At 40.2% G+C, this 11653-nt stretch carries 16 protein-coding genes; all 16 read right to left on the bottom strand.

The window, feature by feature from the left end; all coding sequences use genetic code 11:
• Positions 1 to 222 precede the first annotated feature (222 nt).
• The gene (locus D8S93_RS24435) at positions 223 to 1206 is read right to left on the bottom strand and encodes a putative phage abortive infection protein (RefSeq protein WP_152816138.1); all 984 of its coding nucleotides are present in this window, start codon (positions 1204 to 1206) and stop codon (positions 223 to 225) included.
• A 152-nt stretch (positions 1207 to 1358) separates the two neighbouring features.
• Positions 1359 to 2036, bottom strand: a complete 678-nt coding sequence (locus tag D8S93_RS24425; RefSeq protein ID WP_152816135.1) for a hypothetical protein — start codon at positions 2034 to 2036, stop codon at positions 1359 to 1361.
• Between the two features lie 770 nt (positions 2037 to 2806).
• Positions 2807 to 3109, bottom strand: coding sequence for a type II toxin-antitoxin system RelE/ParE family toxin (locus D8S93_RS24410; protein WP_094868107.1), 303 nt, complete (start codon positions 3107 to 3109; stop codon positions 2807 to 2809).
• Positions 3097 to 3354: a type II toxin-antitoxin system Phd/YefM family antitoxin gene (locus D8S93_RS24405; protein WP_015296907.1), complete on the bottom strand. Its 258-nt coding sequence runs from the start codon at positions 3352 to 3354 to the stop codon at positions 3097 to 3099. The genes D8S93_RS24410 and D8S93_RS24405 overlap by 13 nt, the downstream gene beginning before the upstream one ends.
• A 200-nt stretch (positions 3355 to 3554) precedes the next feature.
• Positions 3555 to 4016 carry an SAM-dependent methyltransferase gene (locus D8S93_RS24395; protein ID WP_152816134.1) on the bottom strand — a complete coding sequence of 154 codons (462 nt, stop codon included), beginning with the start codon at positions 4014 to 4016 and terminating at the stop codon, positions 3555 to 3557.
• 111 nt (positions 4017 to 4127) lie between these two features.
• Positions 4128 to 4742, bottom strand: a complete 615-nt coding sequence (locus D8S93_RS24390) for a hypothetical protein (protein ID WP_152816131.1) — start codon at positions 4740 to 4742, stop codon at positions 4128 to 4130.
• A gap of 148 nt (positions 4743 to 4890) precedes the next feature.
• Positions 4891 to 5418, bottom strand: coding sequence for a hypothetical protein (locus D8S93_RS24385; protein ID WP_152816128.1), 528 nt, complete (start codon positions 5416 to 5418; stop codon positions 4891 to 4893).
• A 180-nt stretch (positions 5419 to 5598) separates the two neighbouring features.
• On the bottom strand, positions 5599 to 5913 hold the full coding sequence (locus D8S93_RS24375; RefSeq protein WP_230818582.1) for a hypothetical protein: 315 nt from the start codon (positions 5911 to 5913) through the stop codon (positions 5599 to 5601).
• Positions 5914 to 6688: 775 nt separating this feature from the next.
• Complete coding sequence (locus D8S93_RS24360) at positions 6689 to 7186, bottom strand: shikimate kinase (protein WP_140093292.1); 498 nt, start codon at positions 7184 to 7186, stop codon at positions 6689 to 6691.
• Between the two features lie 161 nt (positions 7187 to 7347).
• A complete protein-coding gene (locus D8S93_RS24350; RefSeq protein WP_230818582.1) occupies positions 7348 to 7662 on the bottom strand; it encodes a hypothetical protein in 315 nt (104 codons plus the stop codon).
• Between the two features lie 682 nt (positions 7663 to 8344).
• A complete protein-coding gene (locus tag D8S93_RS24335; protein ID WP_031781294.1) occupies positions 8345 to 8692 on the bottom strand; it encodes a hypothetical protein in 348 nt (115 codons plus the stop codon).
• 148 nt (positions 8693 to 8840) lie between these two features.
• Positions 8841 to 9482: a hypothetical protein gene (locus tag D8S93_RS24330; protein ID WP_152816123.1), complete on the bottom strand. Its 642-nt coding sequence runs from the start codon at positions 9480 to 9482 to the stop codon at positions 8841 to 8843.
• Between the two features lie 151 nt (positions 9483 to 9633).
• Positions 9634 to 10092, bottom strand: coding sequence for a GNAT family N-acetyltransferase (locus tag D8S93_RS24320; protein WP_152816120.1), 459 nt, complete (start codon positions 10090 to 10092; stop codon positions 9634 to 9636).
• A 141-nt stretch (positions 10093 to 10233) separates the two neighbouring features.
• Positions 10234 to 10728: a GNAT family N-acetyltransferase gene (locus D8S93_RS24315; protein ID WP_140243600.1), complete on the bottom strand. Its 495-nt coding sequence runs from the start codon at positions 10726 to 10728 to the stop codon at positions 10234 to 10236.
• A 154-nt stretch (positions 10729 to 10882) separates the two neighbouring features.
• Positions 10883 to 11170: a type II toxin-antitoxin system RelE/ParE family toxin gene (locus D8S93_RS24310; RefSeq protein WP_017046277.1), complete on the bottom strand. Its 288-nt coding sequence runs from the start codon at positions 11168 to 11170 to the stop codon at positions 10883 to 10885.
• Positions 11167 to 11448, bottom strand: a complete 282-nt coding sequence (locus D8S93_RS24305) for a type II toxin-antitoxin system Phd/YefM family antitoxin (protein ID WP_152816117.1) — start codon at positions 11446 to 11448, stop codon at positions 11167 to 11169. Before D8S93_RS24305 ends, D8S93_RS24310 begins: the two co-directional genes overlap by 4 nt.
• Positions 11449 to 11653: the final 205 nt, after the last annotated feature.

Raw genomic sequence — 11653 nt, 5'->3', positions numbered from 1 at the left:
TAAAACTGAGTTTTGACCATTGCCGATAGATCTGTGTACCAAATAGACTACTGCCAAATTTTTAGGTCAGAAACATGATTTTGATTGCTAGCTTTTTCTGGCGACTAACGCCCTGTTAAGGTGTGAGTAACGCAATACCGATGCTACCGCATGCCACCTTAAACACTAAACGCAACGCATAGCAAAAATGCCACGCGTTGCGAATCACTCTTAAACAGTTTGTTATGTATATAATTCCGCTTGAGCTACAGCGTTATCACCAAAAGCACTCAGCTCAACTTTTTGATCTTCGCCAAAAACAATATACTTTAGCAAATCTTCTTTACAGGTATACATGACTTGACTCGAGATCATAAAATGTTCTTGCCAGCTCTCTTTACTAATTTTTAAATGTTCCAGAATTTTAAATTTAATCAGTAAACGACGAAATTGCCCTGAGTCAACTTTTTCGCAAATGCAGTTAAAATACAAAACAGCAAGTTCATCAGTAGATAGTTGCGCTCTAACAATTCTAGAATATTTTTCTTTCTCTGAATCAGTTAATTCACAACTGTCAATAAAACTTAATATCTGATATAAGCCTCTAAAGTAATGGCCGACAATGTGATTTTCAGTCTCTTGAAAAGAGCTATAAGTTGTATTGGGGTCATCTTTATCCATCCATTTTAAAATAGATGAGAACACTGCTCTTCCTGAGGACGAGTCATTTTTTTCGTTAATAATACAGCAAAGAGCGGAATTGTTAAATTTCAGTGATTCGATCGAGTCTAAATGAATTTTCAACAGATTAAAAAACGTGGTTTCAATCGATTGTGTTTTTGATGACTCACTTTGCTCCACTAGCGCATTAGCAGTCCGATTAAACTCGTTTCGGGCTAATGCTAATTCTGTTTTTTGCACAATGATAGTTATGATTAAACCTATGAACATGAGAAACGTTAAAATTGGATTCAAAACACCACCAAAAAAATCCCCAAATTCTCCGAGCTTCCAATCTGTAAAAACCCTCAAAACTATGTTCAATAGAAAAAGAGATACAGAAACGACTAAACCAAAAAAGAAAATTACATATAAGTTTTTTGATGTGTGGTCTTCAGTCTTGCCTACAACACTCTCAAAGCTCTTAAAAAGCCAACGTTCTATCTTTCGGAAGCTTAGGATTAAATTATTTAACTTAGTCCTTACTTGTTTTTTATCAAAGTTCAAAATATTTCCTTTTTATACTGGGGCACTAGGATACATAACGCCCTGTTAAGGTGTGAGCAACGCAATACAAGAGTCGCCGTAAACCACCTTAATCACTAAAACCAACGCATGGTAAAAATGCCACGCGTTGCGAATCACTCTTGAACAGTTTGTTAGCAGTATGATAGTACGCCTAAACTGTTCTTATTAGCTGTTTTTTCGCTATCAAAGCAATCCTTAAACTTCTTAGCAAGCTTAATGTTAGATGGGTCCATGAGAGCGTTGAAAGCAACTTTAAACAAAATGGAACTAATTAAGATGAAGCCAGCAAAATAAACAATGTTGTAAGTAATAAACTGTACTTTTAACAACCCATCAGATAATAGATTTAGAGCCATAACCAATGAAATACCACCGAAGAATGCAGACGTGTAATACTTAAAAGCGTTTATCAATTGACGCTTGTACTTTTCAACACATACAGCTCTTTTCGAATCAAATTTGGGGGGCAGTGAAAAGCTACGGTGACTAAAGTCTAAATATTTATATGAGGCTTTATATAGATTGAACAACTCTTGCCTTTTGGAGTGTTCCATTATCACCATAGCTTCGGCATATGGAATATGAACTTTGTAAGTATGTTCGAGTAGCTTTTCGACAACATAAATGCTTCCAATGCTGTCTCGATCTTTCATGCAACTCTGCAGTAGCTCAAGCTGTTTAATTTTATACACCCGGCTTGAGTCTAAGACCGTATGCAAAAACTGAATGATTATTATTAGCCCCAGTATTGCCGAACCAGGTTTGACCAAATCACTTAAGAAGCTGGCTACCTCGGATGCTTCCATCATTTCCTCACTTTAATCTTACTGCTAACGCCCTGCTAAGGGGTGAGCAACGCAATACCGAAGCCGCCGCATACCACCTTAATCACTAAATTCAACGCATAGTAAAAATGCCACGCGTTGCGAATCCCTCTTGAGCAGTTTGTTAGTTTGCAAACCCAAAGCGTTGATTTTACGTTATTTTAAACTCTGCAAACAATAAACTTTATGTATTTTGATGCACTTAAGCCAGGCGCAGTCTCAAAGCGGCGACTCAATGAAACCACGTGGAACAAACAACGCCGCAGAAAACGAACTAACAACACCAAAAAGCGCTTTTGGAAAACCAATCTCACAATGCGGACTTGCAACAAAGCCACTGAAACCACATGAACTTACCACACCAGAGAAAATGCCATCTCAGCGACTAAATCGGCTTTTGTACCAACAAACTTAACGAGCAGAGTTTCAGCAAAAAAGTTCGACTCAGGTAACCCAAAAGTCGCCACACCAAAAAACAAATCAACCGTTGAAACGATGCTAATTTTGAATTTTCACCACGCTAGTTAACACTGAAATTGAACGCCAATACGACAATTTCAACTTTGAGCTTTTACCACTAGATGTTGCGATATAGCTGCGTTTTTCCTCTTGCAAACTAACGCCCTGTTAAGGTGTGAGCAACGCTATACCGAAGCTCCCGCATACCACCTCAAACACTAAACGCAACGCATAGTAAAAATGCCACGCGTTGCGAATCACTCTTAAACAGTTTGTTAGCCGCTCATTCTCAAAGGTTATTGCTTACCCAACAAGAACTTACGCAAGTCTCTCTCTGCACGCATAACAAACAGAATAAAAACTTTGTCACCGTCTTGTTTATAGAAAACACGACATGGGTTAACGACAACTTCACGATAATTTAAATGCTCGAGTTCGGGTGGAATACGACCTGACTCTGGGAAAGTTTGTAGGCGTTCGACTTTGGAGAAGATCGTTTGTACTAACTGTTTTGCAGCTACGATATTTTCAAGAGCAATGTATTCAGCGATATCATTAAGGTCAGATAACGCAGGTTCAGTCCAGATTACTTCAGCCATTTTGACATTTTATCCTTGGCTTCATCATGACTTACCATTTTACCGTCGGCTAATGCACGCTCACCTCGTGCAATACCCTCAAGAATAGCTAAACGATTTTGCATAAATTCGTAATCATCAACATCAACTAAATACGCAGATGGCTTACCATGCTCAGTAATTAACACGGGTTCTTTGGTGTCGTGGAGATCGGCGAGGATCTTAGTTGCTTGACGTTTAAGTGATGTAACTAGTTCTACTTTCATGAGAGCTGCTCCAAAGGAATATTAAAGTGATACTATTCTATCACTTTGAGTATAGCAAGCTCCATGACGGCTAACGCCCTGTTAAGGTGTGAGCAACGCAATACAAAAGCTGCTGCATGCCACCTTAAACACTAAAAGTAACGCATAGTAAAAATGCCGTGCGTTGCGAATCACTCTTAAACAGTTTGTTAGCACTCTGACTACCAGTAATTTGACATAATTTCTTTTGACCACTCGGGCTGCTCGACGGTTGTTCTTGGTAAGAATTCACCCATTACTGGCTTAATGTCTACCACTGGCGTACCGTCTATTGCATCCAATCCTCTAACTTGTAGCACATTCCCACAAACAGCAATGACTTCACAAATTGTAGAACCTAAACGGTTCGGTCGGTTTTTACCTCTTTGGGCAAAAATACCAACTTTCGGCCAATCAGTGTTATTTCTTGGATGCCTTGCACCCGTTGTGATCTTTGACTTATCAACTTTGTTGAAATAAAAAGTCACTTCAACATGAGAAAAATCAGAAAGTCCGATAAGAGCTTCCGCCCCGAACGCAGCATCAATAACTATAGAGGCGTTTTCTTTATCCCAATTATCGTCAATCATCTCACTTCTGGTTGATTCAACTTTTCCTATAGGAACAAGCCTAATTTCTTCCATGATTATTTTTCTCCTCTGGGTGCTAACGCCGCATTAAGGTGTGAGCGACGCTTGGCTATACTTGAGCGAAGCGAAACTGCCAAGCGTTGCGAATCACTCTTAAATGCTTTGTTATGCGAATTTCTCCACTTTTAAAGCTACACCTAACCAGTTACCCCAAACTGACAAAGGTGGTACTTCTCGAACCGAACCGTCAGCTGGGTCAAACAAGCCTTGTTCACTCAAAGCTACACTGTGCTTCTCACCTGTATTATGCACAATAGTTGGCAGTAATACTGTCGAAGAACCCTGCATACTTAAGCCCAGCTCAATTTTAAGATTTTGTGCTTCGGCAAGCTCAAGTTCCTGAGGGTAGAAACTAGACAATGTCTGGAAAGTGTCCATATCTTTCACGATTACAGATGTGGAAAAACCAAATTTCTCGGCGACATAAGCCATCGCAACAATTGAGTTCAATCCATTCCTAACATTTGCGAAAGTATGCTGTGCAGTTTCAGGAATGATACCTGTAACTTCATAGACGAGTTTTGCAATAGTGTCTAAGTTATGCTCTTGCTGTATGCGGATCGATTTTTCAGTAAATGTCAGACTTTTCAGATCTAGCTTATTTAGCACAACAGGCTCGAATGAATCAAAACATCCAAGGGTACTTAACGCCCCCACTAAGCTGTATGCTCCACACATATTAGAGCCTGATGGCTGTACTATTTTAGGATATCGTTGCATCAATTTACTCCGTGTTCGCATAACGCCCGCTTAAGTGGTGAGCAACATTACCACAACACTCAACCATTACACCGTAAACACACAAGCTAATTCAAACCAAAACCGCCGAGCGTTGCGAATCCGTCTTAAAGCGTTTGTTATATGCGTGCTAACTTATACCAAAATCTTTAGATAATGCGGTCATTAATGACTGATTAGCAGCCATAAGTTTTTCTTTATCATAGCCGTTTTCAAAAGAGCACGAATAACTTGGTTGCCAGTTATCAAGCGTTTGATAGCGTTCAACTTTTGCAATAATTCCTGCGTCTTTCCCATGGCCACGATATGCCTTAAAACATACTTCTATAAAATGCTCGTAAGCTTTGAAGGCCTCTTTCGACCAATAAGGCTTTGTTGAGTGGAAAGTTTTGTCGACATTCCGTTTGCATTCTAAGATGTCACTAGGAGTATTCGACTTCCATTCACCAACCCTAAGTATGTATGAATATATAGTATTAATATCATCTTGCACTGATGCATAAATTTCAGCACGTTTTTCGATGATCGAGTGATCAAGTTGAAGTCGACTCTTTATCTTTTCAAGGCGTTTATTAACCCAAATACCCGTTAAAATTATCACTAATAACGGCATGAACGCAGATATTAGTGGCTCATATTTCAACAAAGATTCAATCATGAAAGCTCCATAAATCGTACATTTTCACCCAAAGCATATAACGCCCTGTTAAGGGGTGAGCAACGCAATACTGATGCCGCCGCATGCCGCCTTAAACACTAAAACCAACGCATAGTGAAAATGCCACGCGTTGCGAATCCCTCTTAAACAGTTTGTTATGAGCGTACTTACGTTGCCTACTTACCAGACAAAAAGTTTGAAACAAACGAGGATAAGCGCAACTGTGATAAGGCCAACCCAACCGATTGTTCGTGTTATTGTTTCCGGTGATTGTGTATTGAAATGAGGAAATAAAATGGCCCCAAAAGATAACAGTGGCACAAAACCGTATAATTGCCCCATTTGTGATGACGTGCCCAAAGGGAAAGGCGGAACAAACAAATACAAAATCGTATACGCAATATAGGCAAGCATTGCAATACCGGCTTCCTTTACCGACGTATCACTTTCTCCATACCAAAAGTAGAAACCCACAATGACACAAAAAACAGCCACACTGATCAACAGAACTATTCTCCTAATTACCCTTTAGCTCATAACGCCCTGCTAAGGGGTGAGCAACGCAATACCAATGCCGCCGCAAACCACCTTAATCACAAAAATCAACGCATAGTAAAAATGCCACGCGTTGCGAATCCCTCTTGAGCAGTTTGTTAGTTTGCAAACCCAAAGCGTTGATTTTAAGTTATTTTAAACTTTGCAAACAATAAACTTTATGTGTTTTGGTGCACTTAAGTCAGGCGTAGTCTCAAAGCGGCTACTCAATGAAACCACGTGGAACAAACAACGCCGCAGAAAACGAACTAACAACACCAAAAAGCGCTTTTGGAAAACCAATCTCACAATGCGGACTTTCAACAAAGCCACTGAAACCACATGAACTTACTACACCAGAGAAAACGCCATTTCAGCGAGTAAATCAGCTTTTGTACCAACAAACTCAACGAGTTAGTTTCAGCAAAAAACTGCGACCCAGTTAACCCCAAAGTCACCACACCAAAGAACAAATCAACCGTTGAAACGATGCCAATTTTGGATTTTCACCACGCTAGTTAACACTAAAATTGAAAGCCAATACGACAACTTAAACTTTGAACTTTTACCACTAGGTCTTGCGATATAGCTGCGTTTTTCCTCTTGCAAACTAACGCCCTGTTAAGGTGTGAGCAACGCAATACCGATGCTCCCGCATACCACTTTAAACACTAAACACAACGCATAGTAAAAATGCCACGCGTTGCGAATCACTCTTAAACAGATTGTTATGTGCCTAGTCTGCAACATACTCATAAACTAATTCTGAGTTCATATGAGGCTGAACATTTTGGTGATATTTCATATCACTTTTATAGGGTTCGAAGTCGTAAATACCTGAGGGGTCCGATCCAGACGCATATGACTCAATATCAAATCCATAGTGCCATAAACTCATAGACGACACTTTCTTTACATAAATGCAAATCCCAACAGTAGCGGAAATCATCGCCAACACATCACGCAAGCATATACCAAGTATGATAAACGTACGGTTACTTTCTAAAAGCTCAGTCACCCTCGCTTGTAATGATTCCATATCAATCTGCGTAATATAAGGGACTGGTTCATCGCTGCTAATAACGAATGAGTCTAGATCTACAAACTCGATACTAAGGCGAGATGCAAGCTCACGACCTAATGTCGTTTTTCCGGAACCTGATGCACCTTCTATACCTATCGTTATTGGTGAATCTAATTGTAGGATATTTTGAATTATTTCATCAATATTCATTATTTACTCGCTAGGCACATAACGCCCTGTTAAGGGGTGAGCAACGCAATACTGATGCCGCCGCATGCCGCCTTAAACACTAAAACCAACGCATAGTGAAAATGCCACGCGTTGCGAATCCCTCTTAAACAGTTTGTTATGAGCGTACTTACGTTGCCTACTTACCAGACAAAAAGTTTGAAACAAACGAGGATAAGCGCAACTGTGATAAGGCCAACCCAACCGATTGTTCGTGTTATTGTTTCCGGTGATTGTGTATTGAAATGAGGAAATAAAATGGCCCCAAAAGATAACAGTGGCACAAAACCGTATAATTGCCCCATTTGTGATGACGTGCCCAAAGGGAAAGGCGGAACAAACAAATACAAAATCGTATACGCAATATAGGCAAGCATTGCAATACCGGCTTCCTTTACCGACGTATCACTTTCTCCATACCAAAAGTAGAAACCCACAATGACACAAAAAACAGCCACACTGATCAACAGAACTATTCTCCTAATTACCCTTTAGCTCATAACGCCTTGTTAAGGGGTGAGCAACGCAATACCGAAGTTGCCGCATACTACCCTAATCACTAACACCAACGCATAGTAAAAATGCCACGCGTTGCGAATCCCTCTTGAACAATTTGTTATGTGAACATGCAAACTCAGTATCCAATATCTAGGATCAGAAGCAACGTTAATAAAAAAGGAGACCAGTACCATATGCTCCCTTTCCATTGACGAACTACTAAAGTTTGGTACAGCAAAGCTACAATTAATACTAGCTCTAGGAAAAACTGGAAAGGAAAGAGCAACAATGAGTAAACCATCCCATACCCAGGAGCTTGACCTACTTCGCTAGGGTTACTCATTACACCGTCGATAAAGTGCTCGAAATATAAGTAAATGAAATGGTTCAGTTTTAGTGCAACTAAAACAAACCTCACAATGCTGACGCTCCAAGCTTATAATTTGAAATAGTATTTGTTCCAGTTCAGAAACTGTCGAGCATCATATTTTCATAAACTCGACATCAATCTCAGTTTTGTTCACATAACGCCTTGTTAAGGTGTGAGGCACGCAATACCTAAGTCTCCGCATACCACATTAACCACTAAAACCAACGCATAGTAAAAATGCCACGCGTGCCGAATCACTCTTGAACAATTTGTTATGCGCGTTCTCCACGATTGAACGCAACTACAGTAGCGCGTAATTTAGTCAGCTTAAACTCTGTAAGTAACACTGTAACAAAAGACAATATAGAAACGGAGATAAGTGCAATATTTATCAAAGCATTACCACTAAACTCATAAATACCTGACAGACCAATAAATAGCAAAAGACAGGCAATTATCGATAGAATCGAATCATTAGTTTTCACTTTATACTCATCATCAGGTATATCTTTTATTATCGAAACCGGATTTGAAAGCCCGTCAAGCCGAACTGCAATTTTTCCTTTTTTAATTTTGACTTTTAGGCCAGAACTTCTTAACGAATTAGCTAAATCTTCCATGATTGATTATCTCCATTTCTGCGAGCGCATAACGCCGCATTAAGTGGTGAACAACGCGACCACCCAAGCTTAAACCTTGCCACATTTAGCACTGAAGCTGACCTAGGCTGAAATCGCCAAGCGTTGAGAATCCGTCTTAAATGCTTTGTTAGGCAATTGCTAACAGTTCATGCGCCTTATTAAACAAACGCTCAACCATGACTGAATATGGAGATACACCATAACGCACTGACCACGAATCATTATTACCAGGGATCATTGATAAAGTGTCGGGCAGTAATAAGCCACGAGAAATAAGTTCATTTGTATATAAGTAGACCAACTCACCATCAAGCTCATAACTGTAAGGTGTCTGCCCTTCAGTAATACTGCAAATATTATAAGGAGAAGATATTCTCATTGGCTTGATAGCAACAGCAAAAAGAAAGAAATCTAATAACTCATCATTCATACCTGTACATGCAGAAACAAAACGCTTGATTTGCTGTTGATTGAGTTGAAAGTCTGGATCATTACAATATATTAACGCGATAGCCATTCTTACTCTATCACTAGACGTTTGAGTTATGACATCGACGTAACTAGCTAATAAATCATGACCTTCTTTGCTATTGAGTACATGATTTAACTCATGTTTCTGTTCTGGAGTCATGTACTCATAACGAAGTTCTACGCAACGGAAAAAAGATTTAGCTCTCGCATGCTGCCTTTTGTCATAGGCATCTCTAAGTAGATTAAAAACTGTTCCTGAAACCTTCAAACCGGTATTAGATTCAGATAGTACGTGCATATTCTAAAATAACCTCTATTGCCTAACGCCCTGTTAAGGGGTGAGCAACGCAATACCGAAGCTGCTGCACACCTCCTTAAACACTAAAACCAACGCATTGTGAAAATGCCACGCGTTGCGAATCCCTCTTGAACAGTTTGTTATGTGCGTGCTAATTGAGGTACTTTTTCCAATGTTGCTGCCCTTTCAAAGCGACTCTGTAATCTTCGTAGTCCAATGAACTGTAGAGCTTTTTAGCTGCAACATTATCACCACCGACCTCTAATGTGATTTTGAGGTAATCATTATCACGACAATACTGTTCGATACCATTCATCTGCACCTTGCCAACACCTTTACTGCGAAAATTGTCCGACACCATAAAGTCATGGATATTCATCACTCTTTGCGCACGATAAGTCGAGAACGATTCAAAGCAAACCGCAAAACCGGCGGACTTATCGTCGACAAAACTGATAAATCCGTGGAAATAAGGCAATGAAAATAGCTGAGCAATTACTGCGAGATCTAGCTCAACTGAGAGTTCAGATAGGTATTCTCTAAACAAAGCCTCGAATATACCTTTGTCCTCAATGCTTTCTGTTTCGATACGCCTGATTGTGATTTCCATATTCATTTCCACCAAAGCACATAACGCCGCGTTAAGGGGTGAACAACGCCACCACCTGACCTAAACCATTGTGCCATAATCACAAAAGCCAAACTTAGAACCAAAACTGCCAAGCGTTGAGAATCCCTCTTGAACGCTTTGTTATGTGCGTGCTAAGCGGTAGCGCCTTACAGTGCCCTCGGTTTCACTTGTGTAGTTGCCAAGATACTCACCGCCACAGTTTTCAATAACCTTTTGGGACGCTGGATTGTCAATTGAACAAGTAACAATAACTGAGTCAGTGACTATATGGTCTCGCACCCAAGCGAGCAGAAATGAGGCTACACCTTTACCACGAACTGACGGTCTAGTTTCGTAGCCAACATGCCCAATGGCATTTTCTACGTTGGCATTAGTACCTTTACGAACTCGAATAGCGCCTAAGATTTCGAAGTTAGATACGCAATAATAAGTTGTGCTGGGTAAATAACCGTTTGGTAACTCAGAAGTTGCCTTAGAACGTTCAACCAAACCGGATAAATAAGCTTCAGGATCTTGCTCAACGCCAGAATATTTAGGGATACCCGACTCCAAACATTCTTTCGCGTAACTTGCTAATATTGGAGCTAAATCTGGACTCGCTTCTACTACTTCCATGTCAATTTTCCTCAAAAGCACATAACGCCGCGTTAAGTAGTGAGCAACGCCACCACGAAACATAACCATACCACCTTAAACACAAAACCCAACGATGGAATGAAAATGCCATGCGTTGGGAATCTGTCTTAAACGCTTTGTTATAACACAATTGCTACACGTCACTTTCCGTTAATATCTGACGACAATTTCGTACCGTAAGAACACGAATTTCATGACTGAGGCTATATATGATTCGATAGTGACCAAACAAGATTTCGCGATAATTGGTATGAGGTAGCTCAGGAACCATTCGCCCCATCTCAGGCATACTTGAGAGAAGGTCGGTTTTGTCGAAGACTTCATTGACCCAGTTTTCTGCCGCTACTGGATTATCTAGTGAAATAAACTCGGCTGCATCACCTAACTTTTGTAATGCTAATGGTGACCAAACTACTTTCATTTCTTAAGACGCCCCAACACTTGAGTACGAGCGTCTTCATTGGAAACACCTAAGCCGGAAGCTAACTGTGCTTCAGCAGTACGCATTTCTTCTAGTAACTCGATCTTCTCTTGCATTGCTTCATATTCTGCAACATCAAGGACAACCGCAACACCTTTACCACGTTGTGTAATTACTAGCGGTCTGCGAGTTTCGTTAATCTGTTTGATAAATGACGTCACGCCAGCACGAAATTCAGACAAAGGCTGAATATCTTGATCAAAATGGATACGGCTCATGTTGAACTCCTAACAGTACAATTTAATGTACAAATAATAGTTCAACTAGCCATTTTGAGCAATAGGCTGATTTTGTGTTATAACGCCCTGTTAAGGTGTGAGCGACGCAATACCGATGCCTCCGCATACCACCTTAATCACTTAATCCAACGCATGGTAAAAATGCCACGCGTTGCGAATCACTCTTAAACAGCTTGTTAGTTGC

Origin of the sequence: Vibrio sp. VGrn 2 (assembly GCF_009361695.1) — a bacterium.
Taxonomy (GTDB): Bacteria; Pseudomonadota; Gammaproteobacteria; order Enterobacterales; family Vibrionaceae; genus Vibrio; species Vibrio diabolicus.
Note: the sequence above shows the minus strand (reverse complement) of the source record. Positions and strands in the feature narration are given on the sequence as shown.